A 19,985-nucleotide genomic window follows, 5' to 3' on the forward strand; every position below is an offset into this window, starting at 1 on the left:
GGATATCCGTCAACGCTACGCCAACCTTTACCGGCCCAGCACCTTCATCACCCTCGGGACGACCGGTCAGACTCATCAGCCCGCCCAGCCCCTGAATCATGAAGTCATAGCCAGCACGCTTGGCATAAGGCCCGGTCTGGCCGAACCCGGTAATCGAGCAATAGATCAGGTTCGGATTGATCGCCTTCAGCGACTCATAGTCCAGCCCATAAGCCGCGAGACCACCGACCTTGAAGTTCTCGATAAGGATGTCCGACTTGGCCGCCAACTCGCGCACCAGCTTCTGACCCTCGGGGCGGGTGAAGTCGATGGTCACCGATTGCTTGTTGCGATTGGCCGACAGGTAATAAGCCGCTTCCGAGGTGTTCTCGCCATAAGCGTCCTTGAGGAACGGCGGCCCCCAGGCGCGCGTGTCGTCACCATTGCCCGGGCGCTCGACCTTGATCACTTCGGCGCCAAGGTCGGCGAGAATCTGCCCGGCCCATGGCCCGGCCAGCACTCGCGATAAATCCAGTACCCGCAGATGCGACAGCGCGCCCATGGTCGCTCTCCTATTAATAGAACGCCTGCAGACCGGTTTGCGCACGCCCGAGGATCAGCGCGTGAACGTCATGAGTACCTTCATAGGTATTCACCACTTCCAGGTTAACCAGGTGGCGTGCCACGCCGAACTCGTCGGAGATTCCGTTACCACCCAACATGTCGCGCGCCATACGGGCGATGTCCAGCGACTTGCCGCACGAGTTGCGCTTCATGATCGAAGTAATCTCGACTGCGGCAGTGCCTTCATCCTTCATACGACCCAGACGCAGGCAGCCTTGGAGGGCCAGCGTGATCTCGGTCTGCATGTCGGCCAGCTTTTTCTGGATCAACTGAGTAGCGGCCAATGGACGACCGAACTGCTGACGATCCAGTGTGTACTGGCGAGCGGTGTGCCAGCAGAACTCGGCAGCGCCCAGTGCGCCCCAGGAAATGCCGTAGCGCGCAGAGTTGAGGCAGGTGAACGGGCCTTTCAGACCGCGCACGTCCGGGAAGATGTTCTCTTCCGGCACGAACACGTTGTCCATGACGATCTCACCGGTAATCGACGCGCGCAGGCCAACCTTGCCGTGAATCGCCGGAGCGCTCAGACCTTTCCAGCCCTTCTCCAGTACAAAACCACGGATGTCGCCGGCATCGTCCTTACCCCAGACCACGAACACATCAGCGATCGGGCTGTTGGTGATCCACATTTTCGCGCCGGTCAGGCTGTAGCCGCCTTCGACTTTGCGCGCGCGGGTGATCATCGCGCCCGGGTCGGAACCGTGGTTCGGCTCGGTCAGACCGAAGCAGCCGATCCATTCGCCGGAAGCCAGTTTCGGCAGGTATTTCTGTTTCTGTGCTTCGGTACCGAATTCGTTGATCGGCACCATTACCAGCGACGACTGCACGCTCATCATCGAGCGGTAGCCGGAGTCGACACGCTCCACTTCGCGAGCAATCAGGCCGTAGCTGACATAGTTGAGGCCGCTGCCACCGTACTGCTCGGGGATGGTCGCACCCAACAGGCCGACTTCACCCATTTCGCGAAAGATCGCCGGGTCAGTCTTCTCATGACGGAAAGCTTCGAGAACACGCGGTGCGAGGCTCTGTTGAGCGAATTGCTCGGCGGTGTCGCGGATCATGCGCTCTTCTTCGGTGAGCTGTTGATCCAGCAGCAGGGGATCGATCCAGTTGAAGCTAGCTTTACCGCCCATGAGTGTGTCCTCGCAAATCGGGTGAATTAACGTGGCATTGATCCTAGGCGTGGTTCGCCGTCGCGGCAAACGAGGATTTCGCATTCTGTTGTGCTAATTTCTCACTCCGAAACGTCGCGAGATGCCTTTTATGCGGCGCATTAGTGAGGTTGATGTACATGCGCAGAAAGATCCCCAGCACCACCGCCCTGATCAGTTTCGAGGCTGCCGCGCGCCACGAGAGTTTTACCCGGGCTGCTGAAGAGCTTTCCCTCACCCAGGGCGCGATTTGCCGACAGATCGCCAGCCTTGAGGAGTTCCTCAGCGTCGAACTGTTCCGCCGTTCGCGACGCGGGGTGAAGCTGACCGAGGCGGGACTTTCCTACAGTCGCCGGGTCGCCACGCAACTGGATGCAGTGGAGCGCGACACGTTGTCGGTGATGGGCCAGCAAGGCACCAATGTGATCGAACTCGCGGTGGTGCCGACATTCGGCACGCAATGGCTGCTGCCGCGCCTCAAGGATTTCCAGCTCAAGCACCCGGAAGTCACGGTCAACCTGACCAACCGCACCCGGCCCTTTCTGTTTGCCGATACCGAATTCGATGCAGCGATCTACTTCGGCGATGCCGATTGGTCCGGTACCGAATCCCACAGGCTGATGGGCGAGAATCCGATGCCGGTGTGCAGCCCTGCCCTACTCGGCAACAAGACACATCTGACAGCCGAAGCCATCGCTGAATTGCCACTGCTGCAGCAGACCACGCGGCCTTATGCCTGGCGCCAGTGGTTCAACTCGCAACAGCTGAATATCCCCCGCGACATGACAGGCCCGCGCTACGAGCTATTCTCCATGCTCGCCCAAGCGGCCATGCACGATATGGGCATTGCGCTGATTCCGCCGTTCCTGATTCAGCGCGAGCTGGCCGAGAAGCGCCTGGTGATTGCCAACCCGCAGGCACTCTCCAGCATCAAGGCCTATTACCTGATGATTCCCGAACGAAAAGTCGAATCGGCGTCGTTAAAGGCATTTCGTGACTGGTTGGTGAATCAGGCGCAGAGCTACAGCCTAGAAGGATAAAGGCTTACAGCGATAACTAACCCCGTAGTCAGGAAAGTCGAAGCCCTACAGATATAACTATTTGTCGCAATTTCACTGACTGTACCCAAAAGTCGTACAGACGTCCCACAAGCGCCTGACTACGTGGCTTTGAGCCTTCATCAACGACTCATTACTGCCTATTCACGCCACCGATAAGAAATTTTTCGTTATTCAGCCAGAATCCTTGCAGGGCACGGCCTGTAAGGGATTCGACCAGCCATGTGCGACATTCGGTCACGGCATGACTTGTAGTTAATTTTCCGTCACCCGTCATAATCCCTTGAAGGGCATAAAGTTCGCCTGCAAAATGCCGCGCCCCGCCCTGATTTGGCGGGATCGTGCTGATCGGCCGCCCCAGTCGCACCATCCGTAGTGCATGGGTTTACTCAATAAGATCACGCAGGAGATTTGACGTGCACATTGGTGTTCCTCTCGAAACCCAGACCGGTGAAACACGGGTTGCTGCAACCCCGGAAACCATTAAAAAGCTGATCAGCCAAGGTCATAAGGTCACTGTGCAAACCGGCGCCGGCGTTAAAGCCAGTGTGGTCGACAGTGCCTATGAAGCGGCAGGCGCAACCATTGGCAGTGCCAATGACGCGTTTGCCGCCGAGCTGATTCTCAAAGTGGTCGCCCCAAGCGATGCCGAACTGACGCTGATCAAGCGCGGTACGGTGCTGGTGGGCATGCTCAACCCGTTCAACAACGAAACCATCGCGAAGATGGCCGAATGCGGCATTACCGCGTTCGCCCTCGAAGCGGCGCCGCGCACCTCGCGCGCGCAGAGTCTCGATGTGTTGTCGTCGCAGGCGAACATTGCCGGCTATAAGGCTGTGTTGCTGGCCGCTCACCACTATCCGCGATTCATGCCGATGCTGATGACCGCTGCGGGCACCGTGAAAGCGGCGCGCGTGCTGATTCTCGGCGCCGGCGTGGCTGGATTGCAGGCGATTGCCACGGCGAAACGCCTTGGTGCAGTGATCGAAGCGTCCGACGTGCGTCCGGCGGTGAAAGAGCAGATCGAATCCCTCGGCGCCAAGTTCGTCGACGTGCCTTACGAGACCGATGAAGAGCGTGAATGCGCCGTCGGTGTCGGCGGTTACGCGCGGCCAATGCCGGCGAGCTGGATGCAGCGTCAGGCCCAGGCTGTGCATGAGCGCGCCAAGCAGGCTGACATCGTCATCACCACCGCGCTGATTCCGGGCCGCAAGGCGCCGACGCTGTTGAGCGCCGACACCGTGGCGCAGATGAAACCAGGCTCGGTAGTCATCGACCTCGCCGCGGCTCAGGGTGGCAACTGCCCGCTGACCGTGGCTGATCAAGTCGTGATCGAGAATGGCGTGACCATTTGCGGCCCGACCAATCTGGCCGGTGAAGTCGCTGCAGACGCTTCGGCACTGTACGCACGCAACCTGCTGGACTTCCTCAAGCTGGTGTTCACCAAAGAAGGCCAGTTCGACGTCAACCTCGAAGACGACATCGTCGCCGCGTGCCTGATGTGCCGCGACGGCCAAGTCATCCGCAAAAACGCCTAAGCAGGGATTCAGACGATGGAAGAGCTTATCTCCCCCGGTATCTACAACCTGATCATCTTCGTGCTGGCGATTTATGTCGGTTACCACGTGGTCTGGAACGTTACACCTGCGCTGCACACGCCATTGATGGCAGTGACTAACGCCATCTCGGCAATCGTGATCGTCGGCGCCATGCTCGCGGCCGCACTGACCGTCACGCCGCTGGGCAAAACCATGGGCACCCTCGCCGTGGCGCTGGCTGCGGTCAACGTGTTCGGTGGCTTCCTGGTCACCCGCCGCATGCTTGAGATGTTCAAGAAGAAAGCCCCGAAAGTAAAAGAAGAGGCGCCGAAGTAATGAGCATGAATCTCGTCACGACGCTCTACCTGATCGCGTCGATCTGTTTTATCCAGGCCCTCAAAGGCCTGTCGCACCCGACCACCTCGCGGCGCGGCAACCTGTTCGGCATGCTCGGCATGGCGTTGGCAATTCTTACCACCGTCGGCCTCATCTATAAGTTGGGCGCCGAGTTGGCCACTGCCGGCATCGGTTACGTCATCGTCGGCCTGTTGGTCGGCGGCACGGCCGGTTCGATCATGGCCAAGCGCGTTGAAATGACCAAGATGCCGGAACTCGTCGCCTTCATGCACAGCATGATCGGCCTTGCGGCAGTGTTCATCGCTATCGCCGCAGTCGTTGAACCGCAATCGCTGGGTATCGTTAAACAGCTCGGCGACTCGATCCCGACGGGCAACCGTCTGGAGCTGTTCCTCGGCGCAGCCATCGGTGCGATCACCTTCTCCGGTTCGGTGATTGCGTTCGGTAAGCTCTCGGGCAAGTACAAGTTCCGGCTGTTCCAGGGCGCACCCGTACAGTTTGCTGGTCAGCACAAGCTCAACGCAGTATTGGGTCTGGCCACGCTCGCTCTCGGCCTGACCTTCATGTTCACCGGTAACCTCACTGCGTTCGCGCTGATGCTGGCGCTGGCGTTCGTGATGGGTGTGCTGATCATCATCCCGATCGGTGGCGCCGACATGCCGGTGGTGGTGTCGATGCTTAACAGCTACTCGGGCTGGGCGGCGGCAGGTATCGGCTTCTCGCTGAACAACTCGATGCTGATCATTGCCGGTTCCCTGGTGGGTTCGAGCGGTGCGATCCTCTCGTACATCATGTGCAAGGCGATGAACCGTTCCTTCTTTAATGTACTGCTCGGCGGTTTCGGCAACACGGCAGATGCTGGCCCTGCCGGTGCGAAAGAAGCCCGTCCGGTGAAATCCGGTTCCGCTGACGACGCGACTTTCCTGCTGACCAACGCCGACACCGTGATCATCGTGCCGGGTTATGGCTTGGCAGTAGCGCGTGCACAACATGCGCTGAAAGAGCTGACCGAGAAGCTGACCCACCGTGGCGTGACCGTGAAGTATGCGATTCACCCGGTAGCGGGCCGTATGCCAGGGCATATGAACGTTCTGCTTGCCGAGGCCGAAGTGCCTTACGACCAGGTGTTCGAGATGGAGGACATCAACTCCGAGTTCGGCCAGGCCGACGTGGTGCTGGTGCTCGGCGCGAACGACGTGGTCAACCCGGCCGCGAAGAACGATCCGAAGTCGCCGATTGCCGGCATGCCGATTCTCGAAGCGTTCAAGGCCAAGACCATCATCGTCAACAAGCGCTCGATGGCCAGCGGCTATGCCGGCCTGGACAACGAACTGTTCTACCTGGACAAGACCATGATGGTGTTCGGCGACGCGAAGAAAGTCATCGAAGACATGGTCAAAGCGGTCGAATAATTCCCCGCTGCAACACCGAACGCCCCGACTTGTCGGGGCGTTTTTGTTTGCGCAAACAGTCGGACAATTTGCCGCGTTGTTGCAGATCCGGTAACGGTGTTTTACTTGAAACCCGCTGAATAGACGCCTCGTTTGCGACCTTGGTAGCGGGACAGGCGCCCGTCAAATTCACTAGACTGCGCATCCTGCTACTCGCTTCCCGAGATAATAATCCATGTACCGTGACCGTATTCGCCTGCCTTCGTTGTTGGATAAAGTGATGAGCGCCGCCGACGCCGCCGCTCTGATTGAGGACGGCATGACCGTCGGCATGAGCGGTTTCACCCGTGCCGGCGAAGCCAAAGCCGTCCCTCACGCACTGGCCGAGCGCGCCAAGGTCACGCCGCTGAAGATCAGCCTGATGACCGGCGCCAGCCTGGGCAACGACCTCGACAAGCAATTGACCGAAGCCGGCGTACTGTCGCGACGCATGCCATTCCAGGTCGACAGCACTTTGCGCAAGGCGATCAACGCCGGCCAGGTCATGTTCATCGACCAGCATCTGTCGGAAACCGTTGAGCAACTGCGCAACCAGCAACTGAAGCTGCCGGACATCGCGGTCATCGAAGCCGTGGCCATTACCGAGCAAGGCCACATCGTACCGACCACGTCGGTGGGCAACTCGGCGAGCTTCGCGATCTTCGCCAAACAGGTGATCGTCGAGATCAATCTGGCGCACAACGCCAACCTCGAAGGCCTGCACGACATCTATATCCCGACTTATCGTCCGACGCGTACGCCGATCCCGCTGGTAAAAGTCGACGACCGCATTGGCAGCACGGCGATTCCGATTCCGCCGGAGAAGATTGTCGCCATCGTCATCACCCAGCAGCCGGATTCGCCATCCACCGTGTCGTCGCCTGACGTCGACACCAATGCCATCGCCGATCACTTGATCACGTTCTTCAAGCAGGAAGTCGACGCCGGGCGCATGACCAACAAGCTCGGCCCGTTGCAGGCGGGGATCGGCAATATTGCCAATGCAGTGATGTGCGGCCTGATCGATTCGCCGTTCGAAGACCTGACCATGTACTCCGAAGTGCTGCAGGACTCGACCTTCGACCTGATCGACGCCGGCAAGCTGAGTTTTGCTTCGGGCAGCTCGATCACTTTGTCGGAGCGCCGCAACAGCGACGTGTTCGGTAATCTGGAGAAGTACAAGGACAAACTGGTGCTGCGTCCGCAGGAGATCTCCAACCACCCGGAAGTGGTACGTCGCTTGGGCATCATCGGCATCAACACGGCGCTGGAATTCGACATCTACGGCAACGTCAACTCCACCCACGTCTGCGGCACGCGGATGATGAACGGCATCGGCGGCTCCGGCGATTTCGCCCGCAACGCGCATCTGGCGGTGTTCGTGACCAAGTCGATCGCCAAGGGCGGGGCGATTTCCAGCGTGGTGCCGATGGTCAGCCACGTCGATCACACCGAGCATGATGTCGACATTCTGGTAACCGAAGTCGGTCTGGCCGACTTGCGTGGTCTGGCGCCACGGGAGCGCGCGCGGGTGATCATTGATAACTGTGTGCACCCGGACTTCCGTCAGGCACTCAACGATTACTTCACGGCGGCCTGTGCGATTGGTGGCCACACCCCGCACATCCTGCGTGAAGCGTTGAGCTGGCACATGAATCTGGAAGAAACCGGGCGCATGCTGGCGGTGTAATTCACACAGATAAACCGCTGATGCAAACACAGTTTGCGTCAGCGGAATCTCGCAAGCCTTCAGAACGACAAAAACTGTACTGCTGTACTGGTCACTTCCTACGGTATTTGCCTACCTTTTCGGACTAATCACGCCAAAACGCACCACGTTAGTGCAGACAGGTACAGTTTGCCCAATTTCGACCCGTACACCCCGTATAAACAGTTAACTGGTCACTCACAATACAGTTGAACTGTATCTAGAGAGACTAGGCAAACGAGAGGATCATGGGCACCAGTCAAACCACTACCTGATCCCGCCACAAGCGGAAGGATGTCAACCATGGAACGTACACTCAGTTCCGAACTGTTCTTCGAAGACAAAGCTGCAAAAAACCAGGCTTCCATGCCTCTGCGCGTTCTCGCCAACCTGATGTTGTGGCAGCGCCGCATCTCCAGCCGCCATCAACTGGCTCGTCTGGATTCGCGTCTGCTGGCTGATGCCGGTATCAGCGAAGCACAACGCTACGAAGAGCTGAGCAAGCCGTTCTGGCGCTAAGTAGCGTCGCTGGCTCTGGTCGTTAGACCCACCGCCAGCAACCCGAATTGAACAAACAAAACCCGTCGTGGGAAACCACGACGGGTTTTGTCGTTTGGCCCTTAAAAAGCCAAACAAGTACAGTTCACATAAATTGAAATTAGACCATAACAATTGTAGGAGCTGCCGAAGGCTGCGATCTTTTGATCTTGAAAATCCAGACCAAAAGATCGCAGCCTTCGGCAGGGTTTTTCGTCTGGATGCTGGTTTGGCGAACGGATCTGAGCCTAGTATCCACACAGAACGTGGCGAATGTTGCGCAACAGGCGTCTGACTCCTCAGATACCGAGCCACCTCTCAATACGGTTTATCCACAGGAGTTACCCTATGTCCCGTCTTCGTCTGCTCAGCGCTGCCGCCCTGCTGGCCGTGGCTGCCAACGCCAGCGCCACCAGTTTCATCGTCACCACCGATGCCGTGGTTGGCGCATTGAAGTCTTCGTCTGACGCTACTTCCGACGTCACCTCGTCCTTCCGTGACGACAAAATCGTTTTGGCTGCCCGTGATGACGCCGCCAGCTTCGTTGCCAGCGAAGGCGAGATTCGTGGCGTGAAGCTGGAAAGCGCACTGGACCATATCCGTCACCAGGCACCACAGCTGCAAGCGACTGACGCACAGCTGGCTCAGGCCATCCTGACGATCTAAACGCTGCAAGGCATTGCGGGACACGCCGGGCGTGTCCCGATGTTTCGGCGCTGGCTCTGGCCCGGGCATTGCGCTAGCCTTTGGGTTCGCCAACAGTTACCGAGTCCAATGCGCTTTCTTCCAAATCTGCTGATCCCTTCCTTATTGTTCACCGCCTGCTGGGCGACGTCGGTCGCTGCCTTTGATGCTTTCAATGCGTCGACACAAGGCACTGTCGTCAGCGTCTACGCCACCAGCATGGTGTCTTCAGCGCCTTTCGACCGTAAACTGTTGCTCGCCGCCCATGATGACGCGGCAGCATTTGTGGCCACGGAGGGTGAATGGCGAGGCGCCCGGCTGGAATCGGCGCTGCATTACCTGCGCAAAACCCGGCCGAAACTTCATGTCAGCGACCTTGAACTGGCAGAGGCAATTCTCGTCCAATAGTTATCCCAGTCCCTGGTCATCTTTCCCTCCGGAGTCGTTCCATGCGTAGCCCGCTGATTGCTGCCGCCCTTGGCCTGTTTTTGTTGGCCGACGTCGCCCAGGCGCACACCCTGGTAGCCACCAGTAACATCATCGTTCGTGCCTCCCAGCGCACCATCGATTTCACTTCCGACACCACCACCTCGATTCGCGACTCGAAGATCATCCGCGAAGCCCACGACGACGCCGCCAGTTTCGTCGCCACCAACGGCGATATCCGTGGCGCGCATCTTGAAGCCGCACTCAACACCTTGCGCACGCGCGTGCCGGAAGCGCGCGACGCCAGTGATCAGGTACTCGCCGAAGCCATTCTCGCACTGTGAAGTCACTCGGCGCCTGGCTGCTGGCCGGGATACTGTTGCTGCTTGGCAACAGCGCCCACGCCAGCCTGCAATTGCGGCTCAAGACCGCCGGTCTGAGCCCCGCCCAACAACAGGCCAGTCAGGCGTTGATCGATGAGGCCATGCAGAAGCTGCCGCCGAGTTTCATCGAGCGGCTGGATCGGCGCATCGATGTCGGCTGGACCGACGACATGCCGGGCAATGCCTACGGTCAGGCCACGCTGGTCTCTGAACTCGATCTGAACCGCAAACTGCTCGCCGGTCTTACCGACGGCAGCGCCGCCAAAGAAAAAACCAATCGCCCCCACGGCACGGTTCGGCAAGAACTGCTGGCCACGGTGCTGCACGAAATCACCCACATTTATGACCGCGCGCGCTTGTGGCCGGACGCCGAGCGCACGCTGATCCAGCGCTGCACACGCCGCTTCAACAGCGCCGGGCTGATTGGCATCCCCGATGAATGCCGTGGCCAGAACGGCCGGCGCTTCACCCTCAGCGATGACCCGCGCCTGCTCGACCTCGCCGGTTGGCAGCAATACGTCGGTCGCCGGGGCGAGCGCGAGCAACACAACCGACAGATCGCCCGCAGCCCGGATTTGTACGAGATCTCCAGCCCGAAGGAGTTCGTCGCGGTCAACATGGAGTATTTCCTCCTCGACCCGAGCTACGCCTGCCGACGTCCGGCGCTGTATCGCTATTACCAGCAACACTTTGGCTGGGCGCCGACGGCCAAGGACACTTGCAGCAAGACCTTCGCGTTTTTGAACGCGGGCAACGACTTTGCCAAGCAACCCTTGGGACAAGTCGATCCGGAGCGGGTCTACGCCGTTGATTACCTGCTGGCCGAGGCCAATCAGAACTGGGTCAGCCGTTGGGGCCACAGCATGTTGCGCCTGGTGATCTGCGCGCCGGGACGTCCGCGTGGCCCGGATTGCCGTCTCGACCTGGATCAGCATCTGGTGTTGTCGTATCGCGCGTTTGTCGGCGATGTGCAGTTGTCGAGTTGGGACGGACTGGTCGGCAAATACCCGTCGCGGCTGTTCGTCCTGCCATTGGCTCAAGTCATCGACGAATACACCAAGACCGAACTGCGCAGCCTTGCCTCGGTGCCGCTGAACCTGTCACGCGATGAGATCGAAGGCGTGGTCGAGCACGCGGCAGAGATGCACTGGAGCTACGACGGCAACTACTTCTTCCTCTCCAACAACTGCGCGGTAGAAGGTCTGAAGCTGTTGCGCAGCGGCAGTGACAACAGCCAGTTCGTCGGACTGGATAGCATCATGCCCAACGGCTTGCTGGAAGTTATGAAGGGCCGTGGTCTGGCGGACACCAGCGTGTTGGATGATCCGAAAGAAGCGCTGCGCCTGGGTTATCGCTTCGACTCGTTCCGCGATCGCTATCAAGCAATGTTCGATGTGTTGAAGAAGCAACTGCCGATCAAACAGACCACCGTCGAGGAATGGCTATCGCTGAAGGCCGAAGAGCGCCGCGAGTGGTTCGAACGTGCGGATCTGCGCACCAGTGCGGCATTGCTGTTGCTGGAGCAGGCCAGTTACAGGCGCCAATTGCTGCTGGCACAGGACGAGGTCAAGCAACGCTACCTCGGCGCGCGCGAGCTGGAAAACGGCGGCATGGACAAGGCCAACGCGACCCTGCAGGAAATCCTCGCCAACAGTGGGTTCCTCAGTCGCCCGGCAGAGTTGCTCGATAGCCGTGGTTACGGTTTACCGCAACCGAGCGAATTCAAGCGACTGGAAGATGAAAGCAGCCAGCGGCAGAAGAAGTTGCTGGTGCTTTCCGGGGATCTGGACGCAGAAGTGCGTAAGTTGCTGGAGCCCAAGCGCGCTGCGGAGATTGCCGCCAGTGAGGAGAACGTGAAGCAGATTGGCGCGCACTTGCGCAAATTGCACAAAGCCTCGGGCGGCCTGGAACTGCCCTGAGACTGAGCCTGAGTGCATACCTTGTGGCGAGGGGATTCATCCCCGTTGGGTCGCGAAGCGGCCCCAAAATCAGCGAACCCGGTCAATCAGATAAACCGCGTCCGCTGAACTGCGACTGCTGCGCAGCCGAACGGGGATAAATCCCCTCGCCACAGGTGATATGTGTCAGATCAATAGAGGACACCATCCAGAATTTCGTAGACGATCCCGGTGCCCACCGCGATCAGCACGATATCGCCCCCAGCCCGGCGCCACTCGTAACCCGGATACACCGGCAAACGACCCAACGCGCGATTGTCCAGACGCTCGCCGTAATACCCGTGCGGCAACGGTCGGCCACGCTCCAGATGAATCCCCGGAGGCGGCGGCGCCCCGCGGACAAAGTAGCCATGATTGTCGCGAATGGTCTGGCGCACCGGCCCGAAGTCGTGCGGTGGCGGGCCGCCACGGTGATCGTTTGGCGGGCCACGGTGATCGTCGCGATGGTCATTACCATGATTGTCGTACTGGCCCTGCTGCGGGCCGCCGTGGTCGTGATCATCGCGCTGATCGGCGCTGGCCAGCAGCGGTGTCGCACTGATCAACAGCACGCCCAATCCGGCCATCAGACGTTTCGGCATTTTCATCGGGTCTTTCCTCACGGCACAAACAGCAAAAAGGGCCTCAGAACGATGTTCTGAAGCCCTCGGTCTTGCTCATTTAGTCTGTGCCGCGAGGCGCTAATTCCTCTGTATCAGGAACTTTACCTTCAGCTGACACGGGCCTTACGCACGCCTTCGGAGAGTGCCGAGCACAGGCTCAACACGCCGTCGATGGCCTGAGCTGGCGTCGCTGCATTGGCGATGTGATCGATCAGCGCCGAGCCCACCACCACACCGTCGGCCAGACGCGCGATGGCCGCTGCCTGCTCCGGCGTACGGATGCCGAAACCGATGCTGATCGGCAGATCGGTATGACGACGCAGACGAGTGACCGCCTCTTCGACATGCTCCAGCGTTGCGGCGCCAGCACCGGTCACACCGGCCACCGACACGTAGTAAACGAAACCGGAACTGCCATTGAGCACTTTCGGCAGGCGTGCATCGTCAGTGGTCGGCGTGGTCAGACGGATGAAGTCCAGACCGGCAGCCTGCGCCGGGTCGCACAACTCAGCATTGTGCTCAGGCGGCATGTCGACCACGATCAGACCGTCAACGCCGGCCTCTTTCGCGTCAGCGATGAAACGTGGCACACCGTACATGTGGATCGGATTGAAGTAGCCCATCAGCACCAGCGGCGTGTCGCTGTTGCCTTCGCGGAATTCGCGAACCATTTGCAGGGTTTTCACCAGGTTCTGTTTGGCGCCCAAGGCACGGATGTTCGCCAACTGGATCGCCGGGCCGTCGGCCATCGGGTCGGTGAAGGGCATGCCCAGCTCGATCACGTCGGCGCCGGCACCCGGCAAACCTTTGAGAATCGCCAGCGAGGTGTCGTAGTCCGGATCACCGGCGGTGACGAAGGTCACCAGCGCGGCGCGGTTCTGTTCTTTTAGGTCGGCAAAACGCGTTTGCAGGCGGCTCATCAGTGTTTCTCCTGCTTAGACTGTTCCATGTGATGCATGACGGTCTGCATGTCTTTGTCGCCACGGCCCGAGAGGTTGACCACCATCAGGTGATCCTTCGGCAGCTTCGGTGCACGTTTGAACACTTCAGCCAGAGCGTGGGCGCTTTCCAGTGCAGGAATGATCCCTTCCAGGCGGCAGCATTTGTGGAACGCGTCCAGCGCTTCGTCGTCTGTCACCGAGGTGTACTGAACGCGGCCGATGTCATGCAACCAGGCGTGTTCCGGGCCGATGCCCGGGTAGTCGAGGCCGGCGGAAATCGAGTGGGCGTCGATGATCTGGCCATCGTCGTCCTGCAGCAGGAAAGTACGGTTGCCGTGCAACACACCCGGAACGCCGCCATTCAGGCTCGCCGCATGCTTGCCGGTTTCAATGCCGTAACCGGCCGCTTCAACACCGATGATTTCAACGCTCTTGTCGTCAAGGAACGGGTGGAACAGGCCCATCGCGTTGGAACCGCCACCGATGCACGCCACCAGGCTGTCCGGCAGACGACCTTCCTGAGCCTGCAACTGATCGCGGGTTTCCTTGCCGATAACGGCCTGGAAGTCGCGAACCATCGCTGGATAAGGGTGCGGGCCGGCCACGGTGCCGATCAGGTAGAACGTGCTGTCGACGTTGGTCACCCAGTCACGCAGCGCTTCGTTCATCGCGTCTTTCAGGGTGCCGGTACCGGCAACCACCGGAATCACTTCAGCGCCCAGCAGTTTCATGCGGAAGACGTTGGCCTGCTGACGTTCGATGTCAGTGGTGCCCATGTAGATCACGCAATCCAGACCGAAACGTGCGGCGACGGTGGCAGTCGCCACGCCGTGCATGCCGGCGCCGGTCTCGGCGATGATGCGTTTCTTGCCCATACGCCGCGCCAGCAGGATCTGGCCGATGCAGTTGTTGATCTTGTGCGCGCCGGTGTGGTTGAGCTCTTCGCGCTTGAGATAAATCTTCGCGCCGCCGCAGAACTCGGTCAGGCGTTCGGCGAAATACAGTGGGCTCGGACGTCCGACGTAGTCGCGCTGGAAGTAGGCCAATTCTTCTTTGAACGCCGGATCTTCCTTGGCCGCTTCGTATTCGCGGGCCAGATCGAGGATCAACGGCATCAGGGTTTCTGCCACGTAGCGGCCACCGAACGAGCCGAACAGGCCATTATCGTCCGGGCCGTTGCGCAGATTTGAAGTGTTCGAAGTCTGGGTCATGAGTCGCTCCAGGTGAATTCGGGTCAAAAGACAATGACGATCACTCTACCCCTGACCTTCCAGGCTGAAAACCGATAAGATCGCCACAACCTGTCAGGAAAACTCACAGATATCATGAGCCACGACCTTCCCCCGCTGAACGCCTTGCGTGCGTTCGAAGCCACCGCCCGGCTGAACAGCGTCAGTCAGGCCGCCGAACAGCTGCACGTCACCCATGGCGCGGTCAGCCGGCAGCTCAAAGTGCTGGAGGAGCACCTCGGCGTCAGCCTTTTCGTCAAGGATGGGCGCGGCTTGAAACTCACAGATGCCGGCCTGCGTTTGCGCGATGCCAGTGGCGAGGCGTTTGATCGGTTGCGCAGCGTTTGCGCAGAACTCACGCAAAGTACGGCGGACGCCCCGTTTGTACTTGGTTGCTCCGGCAGCTTGCTGGCGCGCTGGTTCATTCCGCGTTTGGGGCGATTGAATGCAGATCTGCCGGACTTGCGCCTGCATCTGTCGGCCGGAGAAGGCGATCTTGATCCTCGGCGACCGGGGCTGGATGCTTTACTACTGTTCGCCGAGCCGCCGTGGCCAGCGGACATGCAGGTTTACGAACTGGCCGCAGAACGCATCGGCCCGGTCATGAGCCCATTGTTCAGCGGCTATCAGCGCCTGCAAATCGCGCCAGCCTCAGCGCTGCTCAATGAGCCTTTATTGCATACCACTTCACGCCCCCAAGCTTGGCCAAGTTGGGCGCAGCAGAATGACCTCGATGCCAAAGCATTGAAGTTGGGCCAAGGTTTCGAGCATTTGTATTATTTGCTTGAAGCAGCAGTCGCAGGCCTCGGCGTGGCAATCGCGCCAGAGCCGCTGGTGGCTGAAGATTTGAAGGCCGGTCGCCTGGTTGCGCCATGGGGTTTCTGTGAAACCCCGGCGCAACTGGCGTTGTGGCTACCCAAACGCGCCGCAGACGGGCGCGCCCGGCAACTGGCGCAATGGCTCAAGAACGAGCTACGCCAGAGCAATTACTCGCCGCGTTTGAACAGCAGATAAGCCGCGAGCAGACCCAGTGCACCGACTGCCACACCGGCCGTCGTCCACGGGTGTTCCTGCGCGTAATCACGGGTGGCGATGCCGGTTTCGCGGGTTTTGACTTTGACTTCTTCATAGGCATCGGTCAGCAGATGACGCGAATGTTTCAGCGCGCTTTCAGCATTGCTTTTCAGCGCCTTGAGGGTCTTGCGCGACTCGTCCGAAGCGTCGTCCTTCAGGCTTTCCAACGACTTGAGCAGACTCTCGATCTCGGCTTCCATGCTTTGCAACGAGGCTTTACGTAAAGAGGTGTTGGCCATGGTGGCTCTCCTGCATTGGTGATGAGTGGCGTGTGTTGGTTGGGACTTCAGCGGTTTGAGAAAGTGCAGAAAATCTGAACTTCGCCTGCGCAGCGTCACCGAAATCAACAGTGCAGATTCACTGCTAGTCTCAATTCCACACGCCAAGGAGATCGCCATGAGTGACCATCACACGTACAAGAAAGTCGAGCTGGTCGGTTCGTCGCCCAGCAGCATTGAAGACGCCATCAACAACGCGCTGGCCGAAGCCCACAAGAGCATCAAGCATCTTGAGTGGTTTGAAGTGGTCGACACCCGTGGCCACATCAAGGACGGCAAGGCCGCGCACTTTCAAGTGACGTTGAAAGTCGGTTTTCGCATTGCCAGTAGCTGAGTTTGGTCTACGCTTCTGAACTTGCGCGCTGGCCGAGTGCCATAGGAATGGCAAAGCGCTACAGGGTGGCTGCATCGGGTCAATCCCCGGTGCCCGCCTCTTTTAATCCGACCAGGGAGTGCGACCGATGAAGAAGTTCATGTTGGCAGTAGGTTTGTTGAGCCTTGCGGGTGGTGCGTTTGCTGCCGGCAAGCCATGTGAAGAGCTGAAAAGCGAGATTGCGGCGAAGCTGGATGCCAAGGGCGTTTCCGGGTATTCGCTGGAGATTGTCGACAAGGGCGCCAATGGCGGCAAAGTCGTCGGCACCTGCGAAGGTGGCTCCAAGGAAATCGTCTACAAGCGCGGTTGATCGCGTGTGAAATACAAAAAGCCGACGTGAAGGCGTCGGCTTTTTTGTGTCCGGGATTTGAGATTTTTGGTGGTTATGAAATCGAATCCCCCTCACCCCAGCCCTCTCCCCCAAGGGGGCGAGGGGAAAGGGAGCAGATCGGGGGCTGTTCAGACCGTGAGTTCGACTCGATTTTTCAGTTCGATGTATCTCGAACATTCAACCCGATCAGTCCCCTCTCCCTCCGGGAGAGGGCTAGGGTGAGGGTGCCTTTCGGCTTTTCAGCCCTTCATGACCTGCGCGAGCAGTTCGTAGGAGTGCACGCGATCAGCGTGTTCATAAAGGTCGCAGGTGAAGATCAGCTCGTCTGGCTGTGTTTGTTCAACCAAAACTTCCAGCTTGGCGCGGATCTTCTGCGGGCTGCCAACCATCGCCAGACCGAGGAAATCGCCCACCGCCTCGCGTTCATGCGGCAACCACAGGCCGTCCATGGTTTTCACTGGCGGACGCTGCACCAGGCTCTGTCCACGCATCAGCGCCAAAATGCGCTGATACACCGACGTCGCCAGGTAATCGGCGTGTTCATCGGTATCCGCTGCCACCAACGGAACACCGAGCATCACGTACGGCTTGTCGAGCACCGCCGACGGTTTGAAGTGATTGCGATAGACGCGGATCGCCTCATGCATGAAACGCGGGGCGAAATGCGAGGCAAAGGCGTAGGGCAAACCGCGTTCACCGGCCAACTGCGCACTGAACAGACTGGAACCGAGCAACCAGATCGGCACATTGGTGCCCGTGCCCGGCATCGCGATCACACGCTGATCCGGGGTACGCGGGCCGAGGAAGCGCACCAGTTCGGCGACGTCTTCGGGGAAATCGTCAGCGCTGCCGGAGCGTTCGCGGCGCAGCGCACGAGCGGTCATCTGATCGGAGCCCGGCGCGCGGCCAAGACCCAGATCAATCCGTCCCGGATAAAGACTTTCCAGCGTACCGAACTGCTCGGCAATCACCAGCGGCGCATGGTTAGGCAACATAACGCCACCGGAGCCGACACGAATGGTCGACGTGCCGCCCGCCAGATAACCCAGCAAAACCGAGGTCGCCGAACTGGCGATACCGTCCATGTTGTGGTGTTCCGCCACCCAGAACCGCGTGTAGCCGAACTTCTCGACGTGTTGTGCCAGGTCCAGCGAATTGCGCAGCGACTGCGCCGGGCTGCCGTTTTCGCGCACCGGCACCAGATCGAGGGTGGAAAACTTTACGTCGGACAATTGCTTCATAAACCTGCGTCTCCGAGTGAGGAGGCAGGTTTTTCTTGCGAACGAAAACCTGCCAAATCCATAAGCGTGTTTTGTGCAATGAGGGCATATACCCGAGTTTCAATAGTGGCGGCGAAATTTCCTACTAAAAAAGTCAACGATTCAGTCCGGCTGAACTTTGTTCCGCCGTCTATCCTCAGAAGCCTTGCAAGCAAAAACCACGACGGTGCGGCGTTTCCGCGCCAGATCTTGAGGAGGCAGACATGGCTATCGTGAAGAAAGCATCCGCACATTGGGCAGGCGATCTGAAAACCGGCATCGGCTCGATCTCCACCGAAACCGGTGTCCTCAGAGAAGCACCCTACGGCTTCAAAGCCCGCTTCGAAGGCGGCAAGGGCACCAACCCGGAAGAACTGATCGGCGCGGCGCATGCCGGCTGTTTCTCCATGGCGTTTTCGATGATTCTGGGCGATGCGGGGCTCAAGGCCGACAGCATTGATACCCAGGCTGAAGTCACGCTTGACCAGGTTGACGGCGGCTTCGCGATTACCGCAGTGAAGCTGATCCTCAAGGCGAAAATCCCTGGGGCGACTCAGGCGCAGTTTGAAGAGTTGAGCAACAAGGCCAAGGAAGGATGCCCGGTGTCGAAGGTGCTGAATGCGAAGATTACGCTTGAGGCTTCGCTGGCCAGTTGATTCGACGCTGAGCGGTCTGACGCTATCGCGAGCAGGCTCACTCCTACAATTGATCTCCAGCGGTCACAATTTTTGTGAACAACGAAGATCCCCTTTAGGAGTGAGCCTGCTCGCGATAGCCATCTGCAGATCGCCCAAGGTTTGAAACCTTCAGCACAACTTGTGAGCGAAGTCAGAACCCTCGCTGTAAAAATATGGTCGAATAAGTGACAGCAGCTTCAGCGCACGCCCGTGCGCGCTGCCTCAGGGAGCTTCACTCATGAAACGTATTGGCTTGGCGATCCTCTGCAGTGCACTGGCCACCTCGGTTATGGCGGCACCCAAAGACTGCGAAGAACTGAAAAAAGAAATCGAGATCAAGATCCAGGCCAACGCCGTGCCGTCCTACACGCTGGAAATCGTCAGCAAGGAAGAGGCCGACAAGCACGACGTGGCGATGGTAGTGGGCACCTGCGAATACGGCACTAAAGCGATCATCTATCAAAAGAACGACAGCTGAGCCATCTCAGTTGATGCAGTTGTAGTCATGATCCTCGGCGACGATTTCACGCTTGCCGTTGTACAGCCGGGCACTCGGGGTGAACGCCAGCGAACGCCCTTCCAGCACATAACGCTGCCCCGCCTCGAAATGGTCGTAGCGAATGTACAGGTAGCACAGGCGCTCTACCGGCCCGGTCATCAAACTGCCGCCACCGCCAAACACCTCAAAATCGAAGCGCACCCGCAACTCATGACTGCCGGGGGTGACCTGAAAGTAGCGCCCGTCATTCAGTCGTTGATTGTCGAGGCGCTCAGCCATCAGTAATTTGCCGCCGGGTGTCGGTGTCGCAAAGTCGACCCAGGCCATTTGCGGATCGACCGGGGGCAGCGGCGTCTGACAACCCGCTACAAGACTGGCAACGAGCAACAACAGCAACTTGCGCATGATGAATATCCACAGATCCGGATACTCAGCATAGCGCCGATCAAGTGCGCTGACAGCCTGCCGGCGTGCCCTGACCGACCACTTTGCGCTGCTCGTCATAAAGCTTGGCCCACGGTCGGAAACCGATACTGCCAGCCTGCAATTGATAACGCTGGCCGGCATTGAAGTCCTTGAATTTCACACTCAACTGGCAATCGCGCCACAGCGGCTCGGCATCGGGACCGATGTTGGTCGCCTCGACGGGAAATTGATAACGAACCTTCAGCTCATGGCTGCCGGGCTGCACTTCGAAGTAGCGTTTATCGCTGGTCACCTGGGTATCGACTTGCAGCGCTTGCAGCGCCGTGTCCTGTTGCCGTGCATCGAGATCGATCCAGGCTTGCGAAGGGTCAGGATCGGGGATTCCGAAATTGGCACAACCGGCCAGTGTCAGCAGGCCCCCTGTCAGCATCAACGTGCGCATAGCGGTGCTCCTTTAGGCGAG

24 protein-coding genes (1 of these 24 only partly in view) are annotated in these 19,985 nt (G+C 59.1%); 15 read left to right on the forward strand and 9 right to left on the reverse strand.

Annotated elements, in window-relative coordinates; all coding sequences use genetic code 11:
• Together QOL84_RS18770 and QOL84_RS18775 are read right to left on the reverse strand one after the other, a co-directional pair.
• On the reverse strand, positions 1-541 hold the 5' end (the start) of the coding sequence (locus tag QOL84_RS18770) for a CaiB/BaiF CoA transferase family protein (RefSeq protein WP_283438159.1). 680 nt of this gene lie to the left of the window's left edge; 541 of the gene's 1,221 nt are visible here — the first part of the coding sequence; its start codon is at positions 539-541; its stop codon lies off the left edge, out of view.
• Between the two features lie 13 nt (positions 542-554).
• Positions 555-1,736 (reverse strand): acyl-CoA dehydrogenase, encoded by a 1,182-nt coding sequence (locus QOL84_RS18775; protein ID WP_150652811.1) that lies wholly within the window; start codon positions 1,734-1,736, stop codon positions 555-557.
• Positions 1,737-1,894: 158 nt separating this feature from the next.
• Here QOL84_RS18775 and QOL84_RS18780 point away from each other — a divergent pair, with 158 nt between their 5' ends.
• The 10 genes from QOL84_RS18780 (at position 1,895) to QOL84_RS18825 (ending at position 11,794) form a co-directional block, all read left to right on the forward strand.
• Complete coding sequence (locus QOL84_RS18780; protein WP_129387232.1) at positions 1,895-2,794, forward strand: LysR family transcriptional regulator; 900 nt, start codon at positions 1,895-1,897, stop codon at positions 2,792-2,794.
• A 434-nt stretch (positions 2,795-3,228) separates the two neighbouring features.
• On the forward strand, positions 3,229-4,350 hold the full coding sequence (locus QOL84_RS18785; RefSeq protein WP_283438160.1) for a Re/Si-specific NAD(P)(+) transhydrogenase subunit alpha: 1,122 nt from the start codon (positions 3,229-3,231) through the stop codon (positions 4,348-4,350).
• Between the two features lie 15 nt (positions 4,351-4,365).
• On the forward strand, positions 4,366-4,686 hold the full coding sequence (locus QOL84_RS18790) for an NAD(P) transhydrogenase subunit alpha part 2 (RefSeq protein WP_003187417.1): 321 nt from the start codon (positions 4,366-4,368) through the stop codon (positions 4,684-4,686).
• A complete protein-coding gene (locus QOL84_RS18795; protein WP_016985542.1) occupies positions 4,686-6,119 on the forward strand; it encodes an NAD(P)(+) transhydrogenase (Re/Si-specific) subunit beta in 1,434 nt (477 codons plus the stop codon). The genes QOL84_RS18790 and QOL84_RS18795 overlap by 1 nt, the downstream gene beginning before the upstream one ends.
• Positions 6,120-6,333: 214 nt before the next feature.
• The gene (gene scpC, locus QOL84_RS18800; protein ID WP_129387226.1) at positions 6,334-7,827 is read left to right on the forward strand and encodes a succinyl-CoA:acetate CoA-transferase ScpC; all 1,494 of its coding nucleotides are present in this window, start codon (positions 6,334-6,336) and stop codon (positions 7,825-7,827) included.
• A 321-nt stretch (positions 7,828-8,148) separates the two neighbouring features.
• Positions 8,149-8,364: a DUF1127 domain-containing protein gene (locus QOL84_RS18805; RefSeq protein WP_053116413.1), complete on the forward strand. Its 216-nt coding sequence runs from the start codon at positions 8,149-8,151 to the stop codon at positions 8,362-8,364.
• 366 nt (positions 8,365-8,730) lie between these two features.
• Complete coding sequence (locus tag QOL84_RS18810; RefSeq protein WP_007911658.1) at positions 8,731-9,048, forward strand: DUF2388 domain-containing protein; 318 nt, start codon at positions 8,731-8,733, stop codon at positions 9,046-9,048.
• Between the two features lie 108 nt (positions 9,049-9,156).
• Complete coding sequence (locus tag QOL84_RS18815) at positions 9,157-9,474, forward strand: DUF2388 domain-containing protein (protein ID WP_283438161.1); 318 nt, start codon at positions 9,157-9,159, stop codon at positions 9,472-9,474.
• Between the two features lie 41 nt (positions 9,475-9,515).
• Positions 9,516-9,836 carry a DUF2388 domain-containing protein gene (locus QOL84_RS18820; RefSeq protein WP_007911662.1) on the forward strand — a complete coding sequence of 107 codons (321 nt, stop codon included), beginning with the start codon at positions 9,516-9,518 and terminating at the stop codon, positions 9,834-9,836.
• Positions 9,833-11,794, forward strand: a complete 1,962-nt coding sequence (locus QOL84_RS18825; RefSeq protein WP_283438162.1) for a DUF7844 domain-containing protein — start codon at positions 9,833-9,835, stop codon at positions 11,792-11,794. The genes QOL84_RS18820 and QOL84_RS18825 overlap by 4 nt, the downstream gene beginning before the upstream one ends.
• 170 nt (positions 11,795-11,964) lie before the next feature.
• On the opposite strand, the gene QOL84_RS18830 is transcribed toward QOL84_RS18825, so the two are convergent.
• The 3 genes from QOL84_RS18830 to trpB all read right to left on the reverse strand — a co-directional run bounded on the left by QOL84_RS18830 (position 11,965) and on the right by trpB (position 14,587).
• The gene (locus tag QOL84_RS18830; RefSeq protein WP_283438163.1) at positions 11,965-12,420 is read right to left on the reverse strand and encodes an anti-virulence regulator CigR family protein; all 456 of its coding nucleotides are present in this window, start codon (positions 12,418-12,420) and stop codon (positions 11,965-11,967) included.
• Between the two features lie 122 nt (positions 12,421-12,542).
• Positions 12,543-13,355 carry a tryptophan synthase subunit alpha gene (gene trpA / locus QOL84_RS18835; RefSeq protein WP_283438164.1) on the reverse strand — a complete coding sequence of 271 codons (813 nt, stop codon included), beginning with the start codon at positions 13,353-13,355 and terminating at the stop codon, positions 12,543-12,545.
• Entirely contained in the window at positions 13,355-14,587 is a 1,233-nt protein-coding gene (trpB, locus tag QOL84_RS18840; protein ID WP_105704795.1) for a tryptophan synthase subunit beta, read from the reverse strand. Before trpB ends, trpA begins: the two co-directional genes overlap by 1 nt.
• Positions 14,588-14,701: 114 nt before the next feature.
• Between trpB and QOL84_RS18845 the strand changes: the two genes are divergently transcribed.
• Positions 14,702-15,619 (forward strand): LysR family transcriptional regulator, encoded by a 918-nt coding sequence (locus QOL84_RS18845; protein ID WP_283438165.1) that lies wholly within the window; start codon positions 14,702-14,704, stop codon positions 15,617-15,619.
• On the opposite strand, the gene QOL84_RS18850 is transcribed toward QOL84_RS18845, so the two are convergent.
• Positions 15,592-15,918 carry an ElaB/YgaM/YqjD family protein gene (locus QOL84_RS18850; protein ID WP_129387205.1) on the reverse strand — a complete coding sequence of 109 codons (327 nt, stop codon included), beginning with the start codon at positions 15,916-15,918 and terminating at the stop codon, positions 15,592-15,594. The two genes, QOL84_RS18845 and QOL84_RS18850, sit on opposite strands and share 28 nt — an antisense overlap.
• Before the next feature lie 157 nt (positions 15,919-16,075).
• Between QOL84_RS18850 and QOL84_RS18855 the strand changes: the two genes are divergently transcribed.
• Complete coding sequence (locus QOL84_RS18855; RefSeq protein WP_129387202.1) at positions 16,076-16,291, forward strand: dodecin; 216 nt, start codon at positions 16,076-16,078, stop codon at positions 16,289-16,291.
• Between the two features lie 127 nt (positions 16,292-16,418).
• Positions 16,419-16,640, forward strand: coding sequence for a DUF1161 domain-containing protein (locus tag QOL84_RS18860; protein ID WP_283438166.1), 222 nt, complete (start codon positions 16,419-16,421; stop codon positions 16,638-16,640).
• 260 nt (positions 16,641-16,900) lie between these two features.
• On the opposite strand, the gene QOL84_RS18865 is transcribed toward QOL84_RS18860, so the two are convergent.
• Positions 16,901-17,902 carry an LLM class flavin-dependent oxidoreductase gene (locus tag QOL84_RS18865; RefSeq protein ID WP_283438167.1) on the reverse strand — a complete coding sequence of 334 codons (1,002 nt, stop codon included), beginning with the start codon at positions 17,900-17,902 and terminating at the stop codon, positions 16,901-16,903.
• A 242-nt stretch (positions 17,903-18,144) separates the two neighbouring features.
• On the opposite strand from QOL84_RS18865, the gene QOL84_RS18870 reads away from it, so the two are divergent.
• Positions 18,145-18,576 carry an OsmC family protein gene (locus tag QOL84_RS18870; protein WP_283438168.1) on the forward strand — a complete coding sequence of 144 codons (432 nt, stop codon included), beginning with the start codon at positions 18,145-18,147 and terminating at the stop codon, positions 18,574-18,576.
• Positions 18,577-18,835: 259 nt separating this feature from the next.
• Positions 18,836-19,075 (forward strand): DUF1161 domain-containing protein, encoded by a 240-nt coding sequence (locus tag QOL84_RS18875; RefSeq protein ID WP_129387190.1) that lies wholly within the window; start codon positions 18,836-18,838, stop codon positions 19,073-19,075.
• Between the two features lie 6 nt (positions 19,076-19,081).
• Here the strand turns inward: QOL84_RS18875 and QOL84_RS18880 are convergent, their stop codons facing one another.
• Complete coding sequence (locus tag QOL84_RS18880; RefSeq protein ID WP_283438169.1) at positions 19,082-19,501, reverse strand: PA0061/PA0062 family lipoprotein; 420 nt, start codon at positions 19,499-19,501, stop codon at positions 19,082-19,084.
• 40 nt (positions 19,502-19,541) lie between these two features.
• The gene (locus tag QOL84_RS18885) at positions 19,542-19,964 is read right to left on the reverse strand and encodes a PA0061/PA0062 family lipoprotein (RefSeq protein ID WP_283438170.1); all 423 of its coding nucleotides are present in this window, start codon (positions 19,962-19,964) and stop codon (positions 19,542-19,544) included.
• Between the last annotated feature and the right edge of the window lie 21 nt (positions 19,965-19,985).

This window comes from Pseudomonas helmanticensis, from assembly GCF_900182985.1.
GTDB lineage: Bacteria > Pseudomonadota > Gammaproteobacteria > Pseudomonadales > Pseudomonadaceae > Aquipseudomonas > Aquipseudomonas helmanticensis.

What these genes read in the sequence shown, in the direction of transcription:
- QOL84_RS18775 (WP_150652811.1), bottom strand. Translation starts at nt 1,736, where the DNA reads ATGGGCGGTAAAGCTAGCTTCAACTGGATCGATCCCCTGCTGCTGGAT.
- QOL84_RS18780 (WP_129387232.1), top strand. Translation starts at nt 1,895, where the DNA reads ATGCGCAGAAAGATCCCCAGCACCACCGCCCTGATCAGTTTCGAGGCT.
- QOL84_RS18790 (WP_003187417.1), top strand. Translation starts at nt 4,366, where the DNA reads ATGGAAGAGCTTATCTCCCCCGGTATCTACAACCTGATCATCTTCGTG.
- QOL84_RS18795 (WP_016985542.1), top strand. Translation starts at nt 4,686, where the DNA reads ATGAGCATGAATCTCGTCACGACGCTCTACCTGATCGCGTCGATCTGT.
- scpC (WP_129387226.1), top strand. Translation starts at nt 6,334, where the DNA reads ATGTACCGTGACCGTATTCGCCTGCCTTCGTTGTTGGATAAAGTGATG.
- QOL84_RS18805 (WP_053116413.1), top strand. Translation starts at nt 8,149, where the DNA reads ATGGAACGTACACTCAGTTCCGAACTGTTCTTCGAAGACAAAGCTGCA.
- QOL84_RS18810 (WP_007911658.1), top strand. Translation starts at nt 8,731, where the DNA reads ATGTCCCGTCTTCGTCTGCTCAGCGCTGCCGCCCTGCTGGCCGTGGCT.
- QOL84_RS18815 (WP_283438161.1), top strand. Translation starts at nt 9,157, where the DNA reads ATGCGCTTTCTTCCAAATCTGCTGATCCCTTCCTTATTGTTCACCGCC.
- QOL84_RS18820 (WP_007911662.1), top strand. Translation starts at nt 9,516, where the DNA reads ATGCGTAGCCCGCTGATTGCTGCCGCCCTTGGCCTGTTTTTGTTGGCC.
- QOL84_RS18830 (WP_283438163.1), bottom strand. Translation starts at nt 12,420, where the DNA reads ATGAAAATGCCGAAACGTCTGATGGCCGGATTGGGCGTGCTGTTGATC.
- trpA (WP_283438164.1), bottom strand. Translation starts at nt 13,355, where the DNA reads ATGAGCCGCCTGCAAACGCGTTTTGCCGACCTAAAAGAACAGAACCGC.
- trpB (WP_105704795.1), bottom strand. Translation starts at nt 14,587, where the DNA reads ATGACCCAGACTTCGAACACTTCAAATCTGCGCAACGGCCCGGACGAT.
- QOL84_RS18845 (WP_283438165.1), top strand. Translation starts at nt 14,702, where the DNA reads ATGAGCCACGACCTTCCCCCGCTGAACGCCTTGCGTGCGTTCGAAGCC.
- QOL84_RS18850 (WP_129387205.1), bottom strand. Translation starts at nt 15,918, where the DNA reads ATGGCCAACACCTCTTTACGTAAAGCCTCGTTGCAAAGCATGGAAGCC.
- QOL84_RS18855 (WP_129387202.1), top strand. Translation starts at nt 16,076, where the DNA reads ATGAGTGACCATCACACGTACAAGAAAGTCGAGCTGGTCGGTTCGTCG.
- QOL84_RS18860 (WP_283438166.1), top strand. Translation starts at nt 16,419, where the DNA reads ATGAAGAAGTTCATGTTGGCAGTAGGTTTGTTGAGCCTTGCGGGTGGT.
- QOL84_RS18865 (WP_283438167.1), bottom strand. Translation starts at nt 17,902, where the DNA reads ATGAAGCAATTGTCCGACGTAAAGTTTTCCACCCTCGATCTGGTGCCG.
- QOL84_RS18870 (WP_283438168.1), top strand. Translation starts at nt 18,145, where the DNA reads ATGGCTATCGTGAAGAAAGCATCCGCACATTGGGCAGGCGATCTGAAA.
- QOL84_RS18875 (WP_129387190.1), top strand. Translation starts at nt 18,836, where the DNA reads ATGAAACGTATTGGCTTGGCGATCCTCTGCAGTGCACTGGCCACCTCG.
- QOL84_RS18880 (WP_283438169.1), bottom strand. Translation starts at nt 19,501, where the DNA reads ATGCGCAAGTTGCTGTTGTTGCTCGTTGCCAGTCTTGTAGCGGGTTGT.
- QOL84_RS18885 (WP_283438170.1), bottom strand. Translation starts at nt 19,964, where the DNA reads ATGCGCACGTTGATGCTGACAGGGGGCCTGCTGACACTGGCCGGTTGT.